General features: G+C 66.4%; 20 protein-coding genes. 11 read left to right on the top strand and 9 right to left on the bottom strand.

All coding sequences use genetic code 11. The annotated features are described in order from the left end of the window. Positions 1 to 3: 3 nt before the first annotated feature. The 5 genes from QZH52_RS14980 to QZH52_RS14960 all read left to right on the top strand — a co-directional run bounded on the left by QZH52_RS14980 (position 4) and on the right by QZH52_RS14960 (position 5,228). Positions 4 to 906 carry an efflux RND transporter periplasmic adaptor subunit gene (locus QZH52_RS14980; protein WP_301810401.1) on the top strand — a complete coding sequence of 301 codons (903 nt, stop codon included), beginning with the start codon at positions 4 to 6 and terminating at the stop codon, positions 904 to 906. A 19-nt stretch (positions 907 to 925) separates the two neighbouring features. After that, the gene (locus QZH52_RS14975; protein WP_301810400.1) at positions 926 to 2,341 is read left to right on the top strand and encodes a TolC family protein; all 1,416 of its coding nucleotides are present in this window, start codon (positions 926 to 928) and stop codon (positions 2,339 to 2,341) included. A gap of 42 nt (positions 2,342 to 2,383) precedes the next feature. Continuing rightward, positions 2,384 to 3,367 carry a GlxA family transcriptional regulator gene (locus QZH52_RS14970; RefSeq protein WP_301810538.1) on the top strand — a complete coding sequence of 328 codons (984 nt, stop codon included), beginning with the start codon at positions 2,384 to 2,386 and terminating at the stop codon, positions 3,365 to 3,367. Positions 3,368 to 3,441: 74 nt separating this feature from the next. Next, positions 3,442 to 4,479 carry an alpha/beta fold hydrolase gene (locus QZH52_RS14965; protein WP_301810397.1) on the top strand — a complete coding sequence of 346 codons (1,038 nt, stop codon included), beginning with the start codon at positions 3,442 to 3,444 and terminating at the stop codon, positions 4,477 to 4,479. Between the two features lie 53 nt (positions 4,480 to 4,532). Further along, complete coding sequence (locus QZH52_RS14960) at positions 4,533 to 5,228, top strand: hypothetical protein (protein WP_301810394.1); 696 nt, start codon at positions 4,533 to 4,535, stop codon at positions 5,226 to 5,228. A gap of 11 nt (positions 5,229 to 5,239) precedes the next feature. On the opposite strand, the gene QZH52_RS14955 is transcribed toward QZH52_RS14960, so the two are convergent. From QZH52_RS14955 to QZH52_RS14945, 3 genes are all read right to left on the bottom strand, one after another. After that, positions 5,240 to 6,577: an epoxide hydrolase family protein gene (locus QZH52_RS14955; protein ID WP_301810391.1), complete on the bottom strand. Its 1,338-nt coding sequence runs from the start codon at positions 6,575 to 6,577 to the stop codon at positions 5,240 to 5,242. Positions 6,578 to 6,645: 68 nt separating this feature from the next. After that, the gene (locus tag QZH52_RS14950; RefSeq protein WP_286531167.1) at positions 6,646 to 7,452 is read right to left on the bottom strand and encodes an alpha/beta fold hydrolase; all 807 of its coding nucleotides are present in this window, start codon (positions 7,450 to 7,452) and stop codon (positions 6,646 to 6,648) included. Between the two features lie 10 nt (positions 7,453 to 7,462). After that, the gene (locus tag QZH52_RS14945) at positions 7,463 to 7,882 is read right to left on the bottom strand and encodes an organic hydroperoxide resistance protein (RefSeq protein ID WP_286531166.1); all 420 of its coding nucleotides are present in this window, start codon (positions 7,880 to 7,882) and stop codon (positions 7,463 to 7,465) included. Positions 7,883 to 8,169: 287 nt separating this feature from the next. Between QZH52_RS14945 and QZH52_RS14940 the strand changes: the two genes are divergently transcribed. Then, the gene (locus QZH52_RS14940) at positions 8,170 to 9,057 is read left to right on the top strand and encodes a DUF3616 domain-containing protein (protein WP_286531164.1); all 888 of its coding nucleotides are present in this window, start codon (positions 8,170 to 8,172) and stop codon (positions 9,055 to 9,057) included. Positions 9,058 to 9,095: 38 nt separating this feature from the next. Here QZH52_RS14940 and QZH52_RS14935 read toward each other — a convergent pair whose 3' ends face one another. Both QZH52_RS14935 and pdxR read right to left on the bottom strand, forming a co-directional pair. Beyond that, on the bottom strand, positions 9,096 to 9,503 hold the full coding sequence (locus tag QZH52_RS14935; protein ID WP_286531162.1) for a nuclear transport factor 2 family protein: 408 nt from the start codon (positions 9,501 to 9,503) through the stop codon (positions 9,096 to 9,098). A gap of 119 nt (positions 9,504 to 9,622) precedes the next feature. Beyond that, the gene (gene pdxR / locus QZH52_RS14930; RefSeq protein ID WP_286531161.1) at positions 9,623 to 11,116 is read right to left on the bottom strand and encodes a MocR-like pyridoxine biosynthesis transcription factor PdxR; all 1,494 of its coding nucleotides are present in this window, start codon (positions 11,114 to 11,116) and stop codon (positions 9,623 to 9,625) included. A gap of 104 nt (positions 11,117 to 11,220) precedes the next feature. Here pdxR and QZH52_RS14925 point away from each other — a divergent pair, with 104 nt between their 5' ends. From QZH52_RS14925 to QZH52_RS14915, 3 genes are all read left to right on the top strand, one after another. Next, the gene (locus tag QZH52_RS14925) at positions 11,221 to 11,979 is read left to right on the top strand and encodes a sulfite exporter TauE/SafE family protein (protein ID WP_301810383.1); all 759 of its coding nucleotides are present in this window, start codon (positions 11,221 to 11,223) and stop codon (positions 11,977 to 11,979) included. 163 nt (positions 11,980 to 12,142) lie between these two features. Beyond that, positions 12,143 to 12,271, top strand: coding sequence for a hypothetical protein (locus QZH52_RS14920; protein WP_301810381.1), 129 nt, complete (start codon positions 12,143 to 12,145; stop codon positions 12,269 to 12,271). 152 nt (positions 12,272 to 12,423) lie between these two features. Continuing rightward, entirely contained in the window at positions 12,424 to 12,804 is a 381-nt protein-coding gene (locus tag QZH52_RS14915) for a helicase SNF2 (protein ID WP_301810378.1), read from the top strand. 91 nt (positions 12,805 to 12,895) lie between these two features. On the opposite strand, the gene QZH52_RS14910 is transcribed toward QZH52_RS14915, so the two are convergent. After that, complete coding sequence (locus tag QZH52_RS14910; protein ID WP_301810375.1) at positions 12,896 to 13,723, bottom strand: SDR family NAD(P)-dependent oxidoreductase; 828 nt, start codon at positions 13,721 to 13,723, stop codon at positions 12,896 to 12,898. 93 nt (positions 13,724 to 13,816) lie between these two features. On the opposite strand from QZH52_RS14910, the gene QZH52_RS14905 reads away from it, so the two are divergent. Both QZH52_RS14905 and QZH52_RS14900 read left to right on the top strand, forming a co-directional pair. Continuing rightward, positions 13,817 to 14,776 carry a GlxA family transcriptional regulator gene (locus tag QZH52_RS14905; protein ID WP_301810372.1) on the top strand — a complete coding sequence of 320 codons (960 nt, stop codon included), beginning with the start codon at positions 13,817 to 13,819 and terminating at the stop codon, positions 14,774 to 14,776. Between the two features lie 109 nt (positions 14,777 to 14,885). Then, positions 14,886 to 15,590: a gamma-glutamylcyclotransferase gene (locus tag QZH52_RS14900; protein WP_301810369.1), complete on the top strand. Its 705-nt coding sequence runs from the start codon at positions 14,886 to 14,888 to the stop codon at positions 15,588 to 15,590. Positions 15,591 to 15,592: 2 nt separating this feature from the next. Here the strand turns inward: QZH52_RS14900 and QZH52_RS14895 are convergent, their stop codons facing one another. Genes QZH52_RS14895 through QZH52_RS14885 form a run of 3 tightly spaced genes read right to left on the bottom strand, consistent with a single transcriptional unit; the run spans position 15,593 to position 18,269 of the window. Continuing rightward, positions 15,593 to 16,504, bottom strand: coding sequence for a LysR family transcriptional regulator (locus QZH52_RS14895; RefSeq protein ID WP_286531146.1), 912 nt, complete (start codon positions 16,502 to 16,504; stop codon positions 15,593 to 15,595). Between the two features lie 51 nt (positions 16,505 to 16,555). After that, positions 16,556 to 17,344 carry an enoyl-CoA hydratase/isomerase family protein gene (locus tag QZH52_RS14890; RefSeq protein ID WP_301810367.1) on the bottom strand — a complete coding sequence of 263 codons (789 nt, stop codon included), beginning with the start codon at positions 17,342 to 17,344 and terminating at the stop codon, positions 16,556 to 16,558. Between the two features lie 31 nt (positions 17,345 to 17,375). Beyond that, a complete protein-coding gene (locus tag QZH52_RS14885; RefSeq protein ID WP_301810363.1) occupies positions 17,376 to 18,269 on the bottom strand; it encodes an alpha/beta hydrolase in 894 nt (297 codons plus the stop codon). Positions 18,270 to 18,279: the final 10 nt, after the last annotated feature.

Raw genomic sequence — 18,279 nt, 5'->3', positions numbered from 1 at the left:
GACATGAAAACCTCGCTCCAAACCATCGGCCGCGTCGTGCTGACGCTGGCCATCGTGGCCGCCGCCATCCTCGTCGGTCATCTTGCATGGGACCACTACCGCGAGGCGCCCTGGACGCGCGACGGCCGGGTGCGCGCGGACGTGATCCAGATCGCACCCGATGTGTCGGGCCTGGTCGAAAGGGTCGCCGTCCACGACAACCAGGCGGTGCACCGGGGCGATGTGTTGTTCACCATCGACCGCGCGCGTCATCAGCTCGCGGTCGAGCAGGCCGAGGCCACGGTGCAGGGGTTGCGCGTGCAGATCGATCAGGCCCGGCGCGAGAACCGTCGGAACATCGCGCTCGGCGACCTGGTGCCTGCCGAGTCCCGGGAGCAAGGCAGCAGCAAGGTGGATCAGCTCAGGGCGAACCTGCAGCAGGCCGCGTCGACGCTGGACACTGCGCGTCTCAACCTGGCCCGCACCGAAGTCAAGGCCCCGGTCGATGGCTGGGTGACCAACCTCGACCTGCGCCCGGGCGCCTACGCGACGGCGGGCCGCCCGGTCTTCGCGCTGGTCGACCAGGACTCGCTGCACGTGCAGGGCTACTTCGAGGAGACCAAGCTCGGCCGCATCCGGGTCGGCGCTCCGGTGCGCGTGCGCATGATCGGTGAGACCCAATGGCTCGATGGCCATGTCGACAGCATCGCGGCCGGCATCGAGGACCGGGAGCGAAGCGGCAGCTCGAACCTGCTCGCCAACGTGAATCCGACCTTCAACTGGGTCCGGCTCGCACAGCGCATACCGGTGCGGGTGCAGCTGGACCACGTACCGCCGGATGCGCGCCTGATCATGGGCCGCACCGCGACCGTCGAGGTGGTCGAGGCGCCGCGCGGCAAGGACGTCAGCGTGGCCAAGGGGTACTGAAATGATCCGTCGATTCTTCATGCTCGTCGCCGCCGCCGTGCTGACGGCCTGTGCCGCCGTGGGGCCGAACTACGAACGTCCGGCCGGCGCGGTCGCCAACAGCCAGGTCGCGAACGGGCCGTTCCTCGGCGCAGGCAATGCCGCCTTCGATCCCGAGCCCGTCCCCGGAGACTGGTGGCGACTCTACGAAAGCGCCACGCTGGACGGGCTGGTGCAGGAAGCCCTGGTCGCCAACACCGACCTCCGCGCCGCGGCGGGGAACATCGAACGCGCCCTCGCCGGCCTGGACTACGCCGACGCTGCCAAGAACCCGACCACCACCCTGCTGGCCACGACCACCTATGGGCGCCGTTCGGCAGAGGAAGAACTCAGGCCCGGCAAGCCTCTGTCGAACAACTTCGTCTACGGCCTGGGCGCCGGCGTGTCTTACCAGGTCGACCTGTTCGGCCAGATCGCGCGGACCATCGAGTCGGCGAACGCAGACACGGGTGCCGCACGCGCGGCCTACGACACCACACGGGTGACGGTCGTCTCCGAGACCACCCGTGCCTTCCTCGAAGTCTGCTCGTTCGGACGCGAGATCGCGGTGGCAGAGCGTTCGGTGGCCCTGCAGGAGAAAAGCACCGAACTGACCCGGACCTTGTTCCGGACCGGCCGGGGCAGCACGCTGGACGTCACCCGCGCGTCGGCCCAGACCGACCAGGTGCGCGCGACCCTTCCGGTCCTGAACGCACAGAAGCGGGTGGCGCTCTACCGGCTCGCGGTGCTGACCGGCCACGCGCCCGAAGACTTCCCGCGTGCGGTGCAGTCGTGTGATCAAGAACCGCATCTGGCGCGGCCGATTCCGGTGGGAGACGGCGCCGGCCTGCTGCGTCGCCGCCCCGACATCCGGCGCAGCGAGTACGAACTGCATTCGGCCACTGCGCGCATTGGCGTGGCCACCGCCGATCTCTATCCGAAGATCACGTTGGGCGCATCGATCGGCTCGGTCGGGCTCAACAAGAACTTCCTCGATACCGACACCTTGAAGTTCTCGCTGGGGCCGCTGATCAGCTGGCAGTTTCCCGATCGGTCTCGCATTCAGGCCCGAATCCGCGCGGCGGATGCCGACCAGCAGATTGCCTTCGCCCGCTTCGACGGCACCGTGCTGAACGCGTTGAAGGAAGCAGAGAGTGCACTGGAGACCTACGCCCGCGACCTGGAGCGGCGCGCCCTGCTCGAGGCGGCCCGCGAGAAGGCGAGCCGTGCGGCCGAAGACACGCAACAGCTGTTTGCCCTCGGCAGACAAGGCTTCCTGCCCGTCCTGGATGCGACGCGCACGCTGACCGTCGTCGAGCAATCCGTCGCGGCCGCCGACAGCAAGCTGGCGTCGGACCAGGTCAACGTGTTTCTTGCGCTCGGGGGTGGTTGGGAAGATAGCGGGCGTCCACGTTGATCGCGCATGTTCGACCGCACAGCTTCTTCACCCCGGCTCATCATGAAACGCGTCGCCATCCTCATCTTCCCCGGCTTCCAGATCCTGGATCTGGCGGCGATTGCTGCCTTCGAACTCGCCAACGCGTCCCTGGAGCAGCCGTTCTACCAGGTCGCAGTGCTGTCCGAAGAGGGTGGCCTGGTCGAGAGTTCGTCGGGGGTGCAGGTCGCGTCGACGCCCCTCGATTCGACGCAGTTCGACACCATCGTGATGACCGGATCATTGGCCCCTCAGCTGACATCGGACAAGCTGCGTCTCTTCCTCGGGTCTCGCCAGCACAGTGCGCGGCGCATCGCGAGCATCTGCACAGGCGCATTCGGCCTCGCCGACGCCGGCTTGCTCGACGGGCGCCTGGCCACCACGCACTGGGCATTCGCCAACGAACTCGAGCAGCGCCATCCACGGGTCAAGCTGCAGGCGGACCGCATCTTCGTCCACGACGGCCCGGTGTGGACGTCCGCGGGCATGACCGCAGGCATCGACCTGATGCTCGCCCTCGTGGAAGACGATCTGGGGGTCGACGTCGCCCGCCTGGTTGCGAAGAAGCTCGTCGTGTATCACCGCCGCGCAGGTGGGCAGTCCCAGTTCTCGGCCTTGCTCGAACTGGAACCGAAATCCGATCGCATCCAGCAGACCCTGGCGCACGCGCGCGCCAATCTGCGCAAGCCGCTGTCTGTCGAGGATCTCGCCGAAGTCGCCCATCTGAGCCCGCGCCAGTTCAGCCGGACCTTCAAGTCCGAAACCGGGCAATCGCCCGCGCACGCCATCGAGAACCTGCGCGTGGAGGCGGCCCGCGTGATGATCGACGCGGGCAATCTGAGTCTCGGAGTCATCGCCGAGGAGGCGGGCTTCGGGGACCCCGAGCGAATGCGCCGGGCCTTCGTTCGATCGCTGGGCCAACCACCGCAAAGCATGCGCAGGATGACCAGGCAAAGCGTTGCCGTGCGCGCCGAGGGCCGGTTTTCTGGCGCTCACGCCGTGACATGAATACGGGTCCGGACGACATCGACGCCATCCTGGACCCAGAAATCTCTCCTCACAGATTCGAAAGGACTTTCACGATGTCAGACACCCCTTCCCTGCCCAGACGCTCATTCCTGGGAGCCACGGCAATCGGAATCGTCGCCACCCGGCTCGCCACCGGGACCGCTTTCGCCCAAGCCGCGGGTTCGCCCGGCAGACAGCAGGCATCGCCGCTGAAGCGCCTCCAGCCGCTGAAACACATCGTCGCCGGCGTCCTCGACATCGAGTACTTCGAAATCGACCCGGCCAATGGCGCGCCTGTGATTCTTCTGCATGGCTGGCCCTACGACATCCATACGTACGCCGACGTCGCCCCCTTGCTGGCCGCGGCCGGCCACCGGGTGATCGTTCCGTACCTGCGCGGGTTCGGTGGGACCCGGTTTCTCTCGGACAAGACGCCTCGCAATGGTCAGCAGAGCGCGCTGGCAGCCGATGTCATCGCCCTGATGGACGCACTGAAGATCGAAAAGGCGACGCTTGCCGGCTGCGACTGGGGCGCGCGAACGGCCTGCATCGTGGCGGCGCTTTGGCCCCAACGGGTCACCGCGCTGGTCTCCGTCAGCGGCTATCTGATCGGCAGCCAGCAGGCCGGCCAAATTCCCTTGCCACCGCAGGCTGAAGCGCAGTGGTGGTACCAGTACTACTTCGCCACCGAACGGGGCCGGCTGGGCTACGAGCGGAATCGCAAGGAGTTCGCCAAGCTGATCTGGCAGACCGCGTCTCCGAAGTGGGGCTTCGATCCCGCGACCTTCGAACGCAGCGCGGCCGCCTTCGACAACCCGGACCACGTCAGCATCGTGATCGACAACTATCGGTGGCGCATCGGCCTCGCCGATGGCGAGGCGAGGTTTCGCGACCTCGAGGCCCGGCTGGCGCAGGCTCCCGTCATCGCGGTACCGACGATCACCCTGGAGGGCGATGCAAACGGTGCGCCGCATCCCGAGCCCAGCGCCTACGCGAAGAAGTTCTCGGGGCCTTACGAGCACCGGCTCGTCAGCGGCGGCATCGGACACAACCTGCCCCAGGAGGCACCTGAAGCCTTCGCGGCGGCCGTGCTCGACGTGACCCGTCTTTGAGACTTTTCATCCAAGCAAGGAGCAAAGCCATGAACAAGCTCTTGTCAGAGGCCGTGGACGCCCATGGCGGACTCGACCGTTGGCACAGTTTCAACAGTGTCCGGGCCACGATCGTCAGTGGCGGGCAGCTGTTCATCCGCAAGGGCATGCCCCAGGACCCGACGCCGCGAGAAATGACCGTCTCGCTGCACGTGCAGCAGGCATCGCTTGCGCCCTTCGGGGCGCCTGACCAGCGCACCAGATTCACAGCCGATCGCGTCGCCATCGAAAAGCTGGACGGCACCGTGGTCGCCGAGCGCCGCGACCCGCGCTCGTCCTTCGCCGGCCACGCGCTGGCGACACCCTGGGACCCGTTGCAGCGCGCCTACTTCAACGGCTACGCGTTGTGGATCTATCTCACGTCGCCGTTTGCCCTTGCCATGCCCGGATTCGTCGTCGAAGACATCGAACCCTGGCAGGAAGGCAAGGAAAGCTGGCGCGGACTGCGCGCGACCTTTCCGGCCGCGATCGCCAGTCACAGCACCACGCAAGAGTTCTATTTTGGAGATGACGGCCTGCTGCGGCGGCATGACTACCGGGTCGATGTCGCCGGCGGGTTTGCAGCAGCGCAGTACGTTGACCAAATACAGGAATCCGCCGGTATCAAGTTCCCGACCCGGCGGCGCGCGTACATGAGAGACGACCAAGGGCGGCCGATGCTCGACGCCGAAATGGTGTTCATCGACATCAGCAACATCCGCCTCGATTGAATCGACCGGGTTCAACCGCGCAACGATCTGAACCCCGAGCGCAGCTCCGCAGCGAAGACCTCCGGTTGCTCCCACGCTGCGAAGTGCCCGCCCTTGTCGAGCCTGCCGTAATGGACGAGCTTGGGATACGCCCGCTCGGTCCAGCTGCGCGGCGCCGTGTAGATCTCGTCGGGAAAGGCGCTGACCGCGACAGGGATGGCGACGCCCTTCGGTGCGAAGAAGGCCAGCTTGCTTTCCCAATAGAGACGAGCCGAAGACACGCCTGTGTTCGTCAGCCAGTACAGCGTGACGTTGTCGAGGATGTCGGTGCGCGTGAGCCCCTCGGGCCGACCGGCGAAGACACGCGAGATGAGCGCGTAGCTGCGGGCGTCGTGGTCGAGCATCCAGGCGGCGAGCCCGATGGGGGAATCGTCGATCCCGTAGAGGGTCTGGGGACGCTTGCTCATCTCCTGGGCGTAGGACAGACCATTCTTGTAGAAGAAGTCGAGCTGTTCGTAGGCGTACTTCTCGTCAGCCGCGAGGCCGGTCGGCGCCGGTCCGCCGGACTGCAGCGCCTTGGCGATCTCGTCGGGGATCGTCGCAGGCATGTTGGTGTGGATGCCGACCAGCCCGGGAGGCCTCAGCAAGGCCATCTGCTCGGTGACTGCATTGCCCCAGTCGCCACCTTGTGCCACGTAGCGCGTGTAGCCAAGGCGCTCCATCAGAACCACCCATGCGCGCGCGACGCGGATGGGGTCCCAGCCGAGAGTCGTGGGTTTTCCCGAGAATCCATGCCCCGGCAACGACGGAATCACGATGTCGAACGCATCCGATGCCGTGCCGCCATGCGCCGTCGGATCGGTCAGCGGATCGATGATCTTCAGCTGCTCGACGATCGAACCGGGCCAGCCGTGCGTGACGATCACCGGCAGGGCGTCGGGATGTTTCGAACGAACGTGGATGAAATGAATGTCCACCCCGTCGATCGTCGTCATGAACTGGGGCCATCTGTTCAGCCTCGACTCGAACTTACGCCAGTCGTAGTCCGTCTGCCATGTTCGCGCGAGTTCGCGCATCGTTGCGAGTTGCACGCCTTGCGACGCGTCCGTCACCAGTTCCCGCGAAGGCCATCTCGTCGAGGCGATCCGGCGGCGCAGGTCGGTGAGCTCGGACTGCGGTGCGTGGAAGGCGAAGGGGCGGATCCGGGCATCGTCGCCGACGAGACCCGCAACGGGCGCCGCGGCGACTTCATCGGGGCGGGATTGCGCCAGGGCGAACGCCGAGGGACTGGTCAGAAGCGCGGCCGTCGATCCGGCAAGAAAGTGACGCCGCGACAGCGGCGAGGACTGTGTTTTTTTGAGGGAATTCATGGGGATGGGCTTTCAATTTGAAGATCAAGTGGGAAGCTGGCGCTGCGCTGAGCGCAGCGCCGTCTTTTTCAATCGGCGGCAGCTTCTTCGATCAACGCGGCGACCTCGTCGGGGTGAGAGGCCAGAACGGCGTGCGACGCGCCCGGAACCGCAACGGTGTGCTTCGAGCCCGCGCGTCGCGCCATGAACGCGAGCAGTGGCGGCGCGATGGCCTTGTCGGCCGTGCCGTAGATGAACCTCGACGGCAGAGCCTTCCACGCAGGGGCGCCGGCCTTGTCGGCGAACGCAGCCTCGGCGACGGGTCTTTGCGTGGCCGCGAGCAGGGCCGCGACGCGCTCGGGAACGTCCGCTGCAACCTGCTCGCGGTACTTGGCTTGCTGGACGTAGAGATCCTTGCCGCCGCCGGGCAGGGCAACCGGAACCAGCGCCGAGCCCAGCGTGCTGCCGGGGAACCGTGCCCCCAGTTCACCGAGCGCCTCGCCGCTTTCCGGCGCGAACGCGGCCACGAACACGAGGCCCTTGACGTTGGCCTTGCCTTCGGCGGCGTTCGAGATCACGGCACCGCCGTACGAGTGGCCCACCATGACGACGGGCCCGGGGATGGTGTCCACCAGATTGGCCACGTAGGCCGAATCGCTTCGCAGCCCGCGCAAGGGATTGGCCACGGCCACGACGGGGTAGCCCTTCGCCAGCAGCCGCTCGATGACGGCTTCCCAGCTCAGGGACTCGGCGAAGGCGCCATGGACGAGGACGATGGTCGGTACTGGCGATGGCGCTGCCGCGTGCGCGGCCGGATGGAGCAAGGCGGCGGCGACGAACAGAAGCGCGAGGCAGGCGTTCTGCAGGGTTCGAAGCGCGGTCGTGGGTGTGTTCATGACAGCCCCCTCAGATGATGTTGAAGGTCACGTCGAGGTTGCCGCGGGTCGCTCTCGAGTAGGGGCAGGTCTGATGCGCCTCGCGGACCAAGGCCTCCACCAGCGGGCGATTCAATCCCGGCACGTGGACGTCGAGTCGCGCCCGGAGCGAAAAGATGCCATCAGTGATGCCAAGGTCAACTTCGGCATCGACAGCGACATCCGCGGGCAAGGCAATGCTCCTCGCCTTTGCCGCCAGGCCGATGGCACCCATGAAGCAAGCCGACCACCCGACGGCAAACAGCTGCTCCGGGTTGGTGCCCGGCCTGTTGCTGCCTGGGCTGCTCAGCTTCACATCGAGAGCGCCGTCGCTGGACTTTCCAGCGCCATCGCGTCCGCCCGTGGTGTGGGTCTTGGCGGTGTAGAGAACCTTGTCGATCTCATTGATCATGATCATTCCTTCAGATGGATGGGAGATTGGGAGTCATTCGCAGCGATTCAGTGCAGGTCGGTTTTCGACGGGACCTGGTCAATGCCTGTACCCGTCGATCCCACCAAGCATTCGCATTTCGAAGATAGGTGTCCTCGCCGACTTTCAAATGCCGTATTCCCCCCCTTTTCAGACATCGTGATGCTGGGAGAGCCGATCGGAATTCCGAGCGCCGCGTGTTTGTGGGGAGCCGACCTATGGGTAGACAATGCCCGGTGGCCAACTTCGAACCACCGCGTTTCCGACCCTTGACCGGCGTCTACGAGCCGTCTGCGATCCGGCAATTGCCGGATGGGCGTCTTCTTGTGGTCGAAGACGAGAAGAACCATCCATTCACTCTGGTCACGATCGACGCAGGCAATGTCCACAGCGTTGCGCTCACCGCCACCCTGCTCCAGCTCTTCAGTGACTTTTGGAAACTGGACGATCTTGAGGGCCTTGCCTTGGATCGAGCGGGCTTCTTCTACGCCATCACCTCGCATTCTCGTGACGACGAGGGCCACGCGAAGAAATCGCGCGAGCGACTGGTGCGCTTCCGGGTCGAGGGGAATCGGGTCGTCGCACCGAGGGTCGTTCGAGGATTGAAGGAAGCCCTGACGAAGCAGCATCCTGTGCTGGCCTCAGCCGCCGGGATCCGGGAGGTCAAAGCCGCTGGCGGTCTCAACATCGAAGCGTTGGAATTCGATCCGATCGAGCATCATTTGTTGATCGGATTTCGCAGCCCGCTGCATGAAGGCCGCGCGATCATTGCCGCGATCGTCAATCCGGCGGCGATCTTCGAGGCGGGGGAAGAGCCCCGCCTTTCGCCCCAACTCGACGAACTGGACCTCGATGGCCATGGCATCCGCGCCTTGTCTTTCCTTCCCGCACTGGGACAGTACCTGGTCATCGGCGGACCCGTTTCCCGCGCGCCTGGCCAGTTCTCTCTCTGGCTCTGGAATGGCTGGCGAAGCAACGCTGTGGGCCGCCTCGTGGTTCCGGGTCTGAAGGACCTGGCGCGCGTCGAGGGGGTGAGCCCGGCGGTCATTGACAGGGCTGCGGGAATCATCATGGTCAGCGATGACGGTGACCGCAAGGCCCGACGGCCAGCGAACTATCTTTGGATTGGCCTCGATCAACTGCAGCCTGCGTCTTGATGCTGTGCCTGTCCGGGGAGTCGGCAGGAACGACGCGGCTAAGGCGTCGGGTAGTCCCACACATCGGGCGGCAGCTTGTCCTTGAGCGATGCGTACATGGCGTCGCGGAACAGCTTCAGCGCCGGATACGGACGCAGCGCAATCGTGCGCTCCACGATCAGTCCTCGCTCGTCGTCCACGATGACCTCCAGGCTCTCGAGCTTGCGGCCTTCAATGGTCCCTTCCCAGCGCAAGAAGGTGGTGCGGTCATCGAGCTTGAACTCCGCTGTGTAGGTGCCGCTGCCGCGCGTGGAGCTCGACTGGGCAAAGATCGCTGCGACGGGTTCCCGCCCCTCGATCGGGCGGACCAGGATCGGGCTGTTGAATACGACGTTCTCGGCCAGCAGCGTGCTCACCTGGGCGGGTGTGGCGCTACCGGATTCGCGTAGTTTGCGCAGGGGGTGCATGGTGGCTCCTCGGAGGTTTGACGGGTTGCGTCTCGCAAGACGACAAACGCACTGTAGGAGAGGCACCGCGAGAGAAAAAGCCGCTTTGCCGCAATCCGTTTTTCACGCTTTCGGAATAGTCACCGCGTTGGCGGCAGAGCCAGGCACTGACGAATCACTGCGGCCAGAATGCCGACGCCTTCATGGATCTCAGGCACCGTCAGGCCGGCATAGCCAAGAATGAGACCGGCGGGTCGCCTGCGCGTTCGAGTCTCAGGTTCGGCAAAAAGCGGCGACAGTGGATAGACGCCAAGCCCACGCGCCAGCGCGGCCGCCTGCAGCGCCGGTTCGTCCCGGGCGCTCAGTGCGGGCAGCATGAGCACGCCGTGCAGGCCTGCGGCGGTGCCGATCAGTTGCCCGCGACCCGCAAGCTGCTCTTCGACAGCCATCAGCAGCGCCTTGCGGCGCTTTTCGTTCTCGCGCCGCAGACGACGAACATGGCGCTCATACGCGCCTTCCTCGATCAGCGCGGCCAGCACGTTCTGCTCCCAGCGGGCCGAGTGGCGGTCCGTCAGTCGCTTGGCTTCTCCAAAGACCCGCCTCAGTTCTCGCGGGAGCACCAGATAGCCCAGGCGCAACTGCGGCGAAAGGGCCTTGGAGAAGCTGCCGGCATAGATGACGCGGCTGTCGGTGTCCATGGATTGCAGCGCGTCGATGGGTCGCTGGCCGTAGCGGAATTCCCCGCCGTAGTCGTCCTCGATGATCCACGCGCCGTGGCGGCTTGCCCATTGCAGCAGTTCAAGCCGGCGCGCGATGGGCAGCACAGCGCCCATCGGGAACTGGTGCGACGGCGTCACGAAGGCCAGGCGCGCGCGGCCGTCGGTCGGAAGGCTCGCCGTGTCCAGGCCGCACGCATCGACGGGCACCGGCAAGGCCTGCGCGCCCGTGGCCTCGAAGCAGTAGCGCGCCATCCGATAGCCCGGATCTTCGAAGACGAAGGCGTCACCCGGATTCAGCAGCAGCCGGGCGCACAGGTCCAGGCCCTGCTGCGACCCGTGCACGATGAGGATCTGGTCCACCGTGCAGGCCAGGCCACGCGCGCGGCGCAGGTAGCCGTGCAGCGCACTGCGCAGGCGCTCTTCGCCCTCGGGCTGGCTGTCGTGGCGACTCTCCTGGCGCTGCAGCAGTTCGCTCCGGTAGGCACGCTGCCAACCCAGCGCCGGAAAATCACGCGAAGCCACCGCGCCGTACCTGAAGTCGATGCGGGCCAGCGGCGACGACATGCTGTAGGGCTGCAGGGCCGCGACCCGCTGGCCGTAGAGTGAGAGCGTCGGCGCCGCATCTTCTTTCCGCGTCGATCTCGCATGCTCTCGTCTGCTCCCCGCGCCGATGGCGCTGGCTACCCGCGCGGCCTTGCCGGCCGACGTCTGGACAAAACCCTCGGCGGCCAGTTGCTCGTAGGCGGCCGTGACCGTGGTGCGCGAAACGGCCAGTTCGGCCGCCAGGGCCCGCGTCGATGCGAGCCTGGTGCCCTGAGCGAGCACGCCCTCCTCGATCTGCGCACGCAGCATGCGGTAGATGCGACGCTCGGCGCCGCGCGCGCCGGCAAGGGGTGGCTGTGAAAACTGGCCCATGAAGAAACCCAGGAACTGGCACTTCCCATTGTGCCGCCCAGGCCGGATATTCGGGCTTCAAGCACACCGAACAGCCCGCACCGCACCGACCGGCACACAGCACCATGGACCTGAGCGCTACCACCATCCTCGTCACCTTCGCGGGCGTCTTCCTGATCTGCTTCATGAAGGGCGCCTTCGGCGGCGGCTTTGCCATCGTCGGGATCCCACTGCTCTCCTTGGTGATGGACCCGGTGAAGGCCGGCGGCCTGCTTGCTCCGCTGTTCATCGCCATGGACCTGTTCAGCCTGCGCTACTGGAAGCCCTCCACCTGGTCCAAGCCGGACCTGAAGTTGCTGGTGCCGGGGCTGGTGGCGGGCATCGGCATCGGCTATGCGTTGTTTCGCTTTCTGGACCACCGCGCCATCGCCATCGTGATGGCGGCCATCACCCTGACTTTCGTCGCTCTCTGGTTCAAGAGCGGGGGTCAGGTGAAGGTGCGGCCGCGTTCGTCGCCCAAGGCCGTGGCCGCCGGCCTCTCGTCCGGCATCACGACCATGGTGGCGCATTCGGGCGGGCCGCCGCTGGCCATGTACCTGTTGCCGCTGGGCCTGAGCAAGCAACTCTATGCCGGGACGACCAGCATGTTCTTCACGGTGGGAAACATCCTGAAGGCCGTGCCGTGGTTGCTGCTGTCCCGTCCGGCAGGACAGGTCTGGATCCTGATGGGAATCTGCTTGCTTGCCATCCCTTCAGGTGTCTGGCTGGGCTGGCGACTGCATGAAAAGCTGGATCAGCGCCAGATGTACCGGGCCTCCTACAGCCTGTTGATCCTCACGGCTCTGAAGCTTCTGTGGGATGGCGTTTCTGGCTATCTCGCCTGAGATGCTCGAACGCCGGCTTTCGTGCCGCGGCGACCACTCATTCCATCGAATCGTTCATTGTTCCTGGCCGACGAAAAGTCCATTTCAAAGCGTCCACTGGAAAACGAGGCCGCCCAGGCCTAGAGTGATCTCGAAGGTTCCCAGGAACCGCAAGGAGACAGCAATGAAACTATGGAAATCCATTGAAGCGCACCACGGGGACTTCGGCGCCGCTCTCTTCATTCTTCCCTGTCTGCTGGCGACGTTCTCGATGGCGGGAATCGCGTTCGGCGTTGCCTTGCTCCTCGCGTAGCCCCGCAGAGAACGCACGCCTCGATTGTTTCGAGTTCATCAACGGACAAGTGCGGGATCAAGGGGTTTTCTTTGCCGCGTTCTGCCGCAAACTTCTCCCCACAGGGCGGTCGTTCACTGTCCTGATTCATCCAAGCTTTTGAAGGACCTGAAATGAACACCACCACGAAGATCGTCGCTGCCGCCGCAGTCTCTCTCCTTGCCGCCATCGGCGCCCAGGCCGAAACCTACGAGGGCGTGCAAGCGCCCGTCTCTGCGAACGCGCGCGCCGATGTGCGCAGCCAGGCCGTGGTTGCCGCACACAGCGACAACCCCTATGCCGAAGCCGTCTCCTCGCGCGTGGCAGCCGCTCCGACCGGCCTGACCGGTCGCGGTGCCGTCCGCAGCACTGCGGTCGCCGCCGCCCACAGCGCGAATCCGTACGCCGAGGGCTACGGCCAAGGCGTCACCTCCGTGTCTTCGGGCGCGGTCGATCGCTCCGCCGTGCGCGCCCAGGCATTTGCTGCCGCGCATGGCCAGCAGCTGCCCCTGTAAATCGGCCCCACGTACAAACGCCGTCTGCGGTTCTCGCAGACGGCGTTTTCTTTTGGGAAGACGGAAGCTCACGCGCTCCTGGCGAGCGGCATCATGCGGCCTCCAGAACGTGAGCGGTCGCGGCCTGGTAGCGCTGCGCGGCATGGGAGCGCGACAGGTTCGGACCCAGCGCCTTGCGAGCCGCATCGAAGCGCTCCCATTCGCCGAGGTCGGGCAGCGAAGGAATGGTCGCCAGTTCCCCCTGATCGAAGCCGGCGAGCGCCGCATCGACCATCTCCTCGGCACGCATCACGATCTCGCCGGGAAGGTGTTCCACCGGTGTGCCGGCAACGTTCCAGAAGTCGGTGCTGGTCGCCCCCGGCAGCACGGCCTGGACACGAATTCCCTTCGGACCCAGCTCATGGTGCAGCGATTGCGTGAAGGCGAGCACGAAGGCCTTGCTGCCGCCGTAGGTGCCATTGAGCAGTTCGGGCGCCACCGCCACGATCGACGCGATGTTGATGATCGCGCCCTTTCCCCGGCGCGCCATGCCCACGGCAACGGCGCGGGTGAGCCGCGCCAGCGCCGTCACGTTGAGCTGGATCATGTCCTCGAGCCGATCGGGGTCCGAGTCGATGAGCGCGCTGGTGGCGCCCACGCCCGCGTTGTTGACCAGCAGTTCGATGCGGTCGTCTGACAGCAGCCGCTGTTCGACCCGCCGCAGGTCGTCTTTGGCCGTCAGGTCGGCGGGCTGCAGCTCGACATGGCGGCCCGATTCGGATCGGATGCGCTCGGCGAGCGCGCTCAGCTTGGCGACATCGCGCGCCACGAGGATCAGGTCATGGCCCCGCTTGGCAAGCCTGTCGGCATAGATCGCGCCGATGCCGCTGGAGGCGCCCGTGACCAGTGCGATGGGCTTGGAGTGGTCGGTCGGTTTCATCTGGAGTCCTTTCGAGTCGGGTGGATTGACAGGTTCGAAGATAGCGATGTAAGGTCTGTCCTGAATGACAAACTTCCCTCGTTTTAAGCCAACATGAAACGCATCGGACTCGTCGTCTTTCCGGGCTTCCAGATCCTCGACATGGCGGCGGCCTCGGTCTTCGAGATGGCCAACCTCGAAGTGGCCGATCCGGCCTACGAGATCGATGTCGTCTCCGAGGGCGGCGGCGCCGTCAAGAGCTCGCTCGGCGCCGCGGTCCAGACGATCGCGCTGGACCCGGGCGCCTACGACACGCTGCTCGTGACAGGGGCCACCGTGGTGCCGACGTCGTCGCCGAAGCTTCTGCGCTTGCTTGCGCGCGCGATCGAGCCGACGCGGCGCATGACGAGCATCTGCACCGGCGCATTCGTCTTGGCCAACGCCGGCCTGCTCCATGCGCGGCGCGTCACCACCCATTGGTGCTTTGCGAGAGAACTCCAGCGCCAGTTCCCGTCCTTGCGTGTCGAAGAAGACCGCATCTTCGTGCGCGACGGCACGGTCTGGACCTCGGCCGGCATGACCGCCTGCATCGACCTCGCGATCGCGCTCGTCGAGGAAGACCTGGGCGTCGACGTCTCGCGCGCCGTGGCGAAGAAGCTCGTCGTGCACCATCGCCGGGCCGGCGGGCAATCGCAGTTCTCGATGCTGTCGGAGCTCGAGTCGCAGTCGGACCGCATCCAGGCCGCACTGACCTACGCCAAGGATCACCTGCACAGGGACCTGTCGGTCGAGACGCTGGCCCACGCCGCGCACATGAGCCCGCGCCACTTCAGTCGCGAGTTCCGGCAGAGCACCGGGCAATCGCCCGCGCGCGCCGTCGAGCGCTTGCGCGCCGAAACGGCCCGCATCCTGGTCGAGGCCGACACATTGAGCATCGAACGCATCGCGAGCAAGACCGGCTTCTCCGACCCCGAACGCATGCGACGGGCATTCCTGCGCATCTTCGGGCAGCCGCCGCAAGCCCTCAAGCGAGCAGCGCGTGCGCGCCACACCGCCGCCTCGGCGGCCGCGTGAGGTGCAGCGATTGTTGTCGATTCCGCAATGGCGCTTTGAGCCGCGCACGCTGTCTCGGCATCGCTCCTATCGGTAGAGTGCCGTGAACGAACACGCCACGTCATCTCGCATGGACAGCATCCCGATTCCCCTCGACGCCGATCACCTGCTGACGCGCGAACGGCTGATCACCGGTTCGATGATCGAGTCGCTGCGGGCCAATCCGCCGGCAGGCGTCAGGATCAGGACCGACGCCGAAATGGAGCAGACGCTCGAAGCCGCGCTCGGCGCCCACGACCCGGGCGCGGACCTGCACGTCTTCGGCTACGGTTCGCTCATGTGGAACCCGGCCATGGATGCGGCGCATGCCAGCATCGGGCGCGTGCAAGGCTGGCACCGCAGCTTCTGCATCCGCACTTTGCTGGGGCGCGGATCGCAGCAGGCGCCCGGTGCCATGCTGGGCCTGGACAGGGGCGGCGCCTGCCGCGGGGTCCTCTACCGCATCGACGCGGCGAAGGTGCGCACCGAGCTGCGGCTGCTCTGGCGACGGGAAATGTTCGCCGGCACCTACGACGCCCACTGGGTGCCGGCCAAGAACGGCGCAGGCGCGATTCGGGCCCTGACCTTCGTCGTCGACCGACGGCACGAGCGCTATATCGGAGGGCATCCGATCCCCGACATCGCGCGGCTGATCCGCACCGGCAACGGCGCGATCGGCAGCTCGCGCGCGTACTTCGATGCGACGCTGCGGACGCTCGAAAGGCTGGGCATCCGCGACGCCGGCATGGAGCGGCTGCAGGCGGCGATCCTGCTCGGGGATTCAGGCGCGAGCTGATCTCAACGCAGCCGCAGGTCGTCGTTGCGTTCGAAGAGCGCGACGGTCCAGTCGATGAACACCCGCACCTTGGCGCTCAGGTAGCGGTTCGGGGCGTAGAGCACATGCACCGGAATCGCCGGCGTGCACCAGTCTTCGAGCAGCGGCACGAGCTGCCCGGCCTTGATCGCCGGACCCACCGCATAGCTCGGCGCCTGGATGATGCCCAGGCTCGCCAATCCGGCGGCGACGTAGGAGTTGGTGTCGTTCACGACGAGCTTGTGATCGAGCACCAGGTCGGTCGCGGCGTCGCCGGCGGAAAAGCGAAACGGCAGCGCGCGGGTGCTGCGCGCGGACATCATCCCGACAGCCGGCCGCTCGCGCAGTTCTTCCGGCGTCGTCGGCGCGCCGTGCAGCTCCAGGAAGGCCGGTGTGGCGCACGTGACGAACCGGAAGACGCCGATCCGCCGCGCCACCATCAGCTGCTCGCTGACCTCCCCGGCACGGATGGCGCAGTCGACGCCTTCGGCGACGACGTCGGCGCGCCGGTTGCCGACACCGAGCTCCACTTCGACGTCCGGGTACTGGCGCTGGAAGTCGGCCATGGCGGGCACGATGACCATCGCTCCGATGGCGGCGGCCGTCTCGACGCGCACCTTGCCCGAGGGCTTGCCCTGCGACAGGCGCGCGGAGGATTCGATGTCGGCGAGATCCGCCAGCAGGCGCACGACCCTTTCGTAGTAGATCGCGCCTTCGGGGGTGACCGTCACGGAGCGGGTCGTGCGGTGCAGCAGCCGCACCTTCAGGTCTTCCTCGAGACCCTGGATCAGCCGGGTCACCGTGGCGTTCGGGACGTCGAGCGTGTCCGCGGCCTTGGTGAAGGAGCCTGCCTCCACCACCCGGACGAAGGCATTCATCGCGGCGATGCGGTCCATGTTGAGGCTCCTCCGTTGAGACGGAGGGCCATCATAGATCGATCGCGGACTTCAGCGGCCGTTGAACGCCAGCACCGGGCGCGGCTTGCCGGCCTTCAGCGCATCGACCGCCGACTTCAGCCCGCGCTGGACATCGTCGGTCTCGAACAGCGGCATGGCGATGTCGAACATGGCGTCGTCCGCCGAGGCGACGCCGCCCACCGCCCAGGCCCGCAGCAGCGCCTTGTGCGCGGCGTAGGCACGCGTGGGCCCCACCGAGACCTTGCGCGCGAACTCACGCGTTTCCTTCAGCAGATCGGCGTCCGCCACCACGCGATTGACCACGCCGAAGCGCTCCATCGTGGCCGCGGGCACCCGCTCCGAGGTCATCGCCCATTCGGAGGCTCGCGAGCGGCCGGCACGTTCGGCGACCCGGTAGATGCCGCCGAGCACGGTCACGATGCCGAGCGACTGTTCCGGATGGCCGAAGGTCGCCGACTCGCCCGCAAAGATCATGTCCGCTCGAACCGCCAGCTCGAGCCCGCCGCCGAAGCAGAGGCCCTGCACCGCCGCGATGACGGGCATCGGCAGCCGCTCGAAGCGGTTGAAGACCGACAGGTAGTGCTCGAAACGGCTGCGCAGCTCGCGAACGCTGGCGCCCGGCCAGCTCATGATGTCGCCGCCGAACGAGAAGTTCTCGCCCTCGCTGCGCACCAGCACCGCGCGAGCCTCACTGCGTTCGATGGCCGTCACGGCGGCGGCCAGCTCGTCGATCATCTGGTCGTCGATGCGGTTCTGGGGCGGCCGGTCGAGCACGATGGTGGCCAGGTTTTCGTCGAAGGCGACAGTCAGGTGGGGCATGGCGGGTCCTCTCTAGGGTCAATGGGCAAACTCAGCTCAGGTGCTGCCTGAACCATTCGACGGCCGCCGTGCTGGAGGCCTTGAAGCCGCCCAGATAGGGGTCGAAGTGACCGCCCTCGATCGTCACCAGCCGCTTGGGCTGCAGCGCGCGCTCGTAGGCGGCGAGTTCGAGGTCGGTCAGCGTGATCGTGTCGCGTGTCGCCACCACCATCAGCAGCGGCGTCGGCGAGACGCGTGCGATCCAGTGGCCGGGCTCGTACATCCGCGCGGCGCGCGTGGATCGCACCGTCACGTTGTTCTCCCAGGCGCCTTCGGGCACCGGCTGCAGGTAGAAATCGATCGCGTCGCTGGCGCGGTAAGCGGCGGGAATGGCCGGATCGGCGCTCACGATGGCCTGCCGGCGCGGCGGTTCTCCGCGCAGTTGCGCGCGGTCGTCCTCTGCGAACATCTCCTCGATGATGTGGATGTTCTCCGGCGCTATGCGGCGCAGGCCCTGCTCGAAGCCGCTGATGGTCGGGACCTGGGCCACGACGCAGCGCAGTCGGCGCTCGGTCGCACCCAGCACGATCGCGTGCCCGCCGGCATAGCTCGTGCCCCAGAGCCCGATGCGCTTCGGGTCGACGACTTCGAGGCTCTCCAGATAACTGATGGCCCTTCGCCAGTCGGCGACCTGCCGCCATGGATCGACGTCCTGCCGCGGCAGGCCTTCGCTCGCGCCGAAGCCGCGGTGGTCATGCAGCAGCACGACGAAGCCTGCTTCGGCGAATGCCCTGGCGAACGGCTCGATGCCGTGCTCCTTCACGCCGGCATAGCCGTGGGCCATCGTGATGGCGGGACGCCGGCCTTCGCCCGGCGGCACGAAGAGCCAGCCGCGCAGCTTGACGCCGCCGTCGACCTCGAATTCCACATCTGTACGTTTCACCATGTCGATCTCC

Source organism: Variovorax ginsengisoli, from assembly GCF_030486595.1.
In the GTDB taxonomy this organism is placed as follows: Bacteria; Pseudomonadota; Gammaproteobacteria; order Burkholderiales; family Burkholderiaceae_C; genus Variovorax; species Variovorax ginsengisoli_B.
Note: the sequence above shows the minus strand (reverse complement) of the source record. Positions and strands in the feature narration are given on the sequence as shown.

Coding starts and splice junctions, on each gene's coding strand:
- QZH52_RS14900 (WP_301810369.1), top strand. CDS start 14,886: ATGGACAGCATCCCGATTCCCCTCGACGCCGATCACCTGCTGACGCGC.
- QZH52_RS14895 (WP_286531146.1), bottom strand. CDS start 16,504: ATGGACCGCATCGCCGCGATGAATGCCTTCGTCCGGGTGGTGGAGGCA.
- QZH52_RS14890 (WP_301810367.1), bottom strand. CDS start 17,344: ATGCCCCACCTGACTGTCGCCTTCGACGAAAACCTGGCCACCATCGTG.
- QZH52_RS14975 (WP_301810400.1), top strand. CDS start 926: ATGCTCGTCGCCGCCGCCGTGCTGACGGCCTGTGCCGCCGTGGGGCCG.
- QZH52_RS14925 (WP_301810383.1), top strand. CDS start 11,221: ATGGACCTGAGCGCTACCACCATCCTCGTCACCTTCGCGGGCGTCTTC.
- QZH52_RS14980 (WP_301810401.1), top strand. CDS start 4: ATGAAAACCTCGCTCCAAACCATCGGCCGCGTCGTGCTGACGCTGGCC.
- QZH52_RS14885 (WP_301810363.1), bottom strand. CDS start 18,269: ATGGTGAAACGTACAGATGTGGAATTCGAGGTCGACGGCGGCGTCAAG.
- pdxR (WP_286531161.1), bottom strand. CDS start 11,116: ATGGGCCAGTTTTCACAGCCACCCCTTGCCGGCGCGCGCGGCGCCGAG.
- QZH52_RS14915 (WP_301810378.1), top strand. CDS start 12,424: ATGAACACCACCACGAAGATCGTCGCTGCCGCCGCAGTCTCTCTCCTT.
- QZH52_RS14965 (WP_301810397.1), top strand. CDS start 3,442: ATGTCAGACACCCCTTCCCTGCCCAGACGCTCATTCCTGGGAGCCACG.
- QZH52_RS14970 (WP_301810538.1), top strand. CDS start 2,384: ATGAAACGCGTCGCCATCCTCATCTTCCCCGGCTTCCAGATCCTGGAT.
- QZH52_RS14955 (WP_301810391.1), bottom strand. CDS start 6,577: ATGAATTCCCTCAAAAAAACACAGTCCTCGCCGCTGTCGCGGCGTCAC.
- QZH52_RS14905 (WP_301810372.1), top strand. CDS start 13,817: ATGAAACGCATCGGACTCGTCGTCTTTCCGGGCTTCCAGATCCTCGAC.
- QZH52_RS14945 (WP_286531166.1), bottom strand. CDS start 7,882: ATGATCAATGAGATCGACAAGGTTCTCTACACCGCCAAGACCCACACC.
- QZH52_RS14950 (WP_286531167.1), bottom strand. CDS start 7,452: ATGAACACACCCACGACCGCGCTTCGAACCCTGCAGAACGCCTGCCTC.
- QZH52_RS14935 (WP_286531162.1), bottom strand. CDS start 9,503: ATGCACCCCCTGCGCAAACTACGCGAATCCGGTAGCGCCACACCCGCC.
- QZH52_RS14920 (WP_301810381.1), top strand. CDS start 12,143: ATGAAACTATGGAAATCCATTGAAGCGCACCACGGGGACTTCGGCGCC.
- QZH52_RS14910 (WP_301810375.1), bottom strand. CDS start 13,723: ATGAAACCGACCGACCACTCCAAGCCCATCGCACTGGTCACGGGCGCC.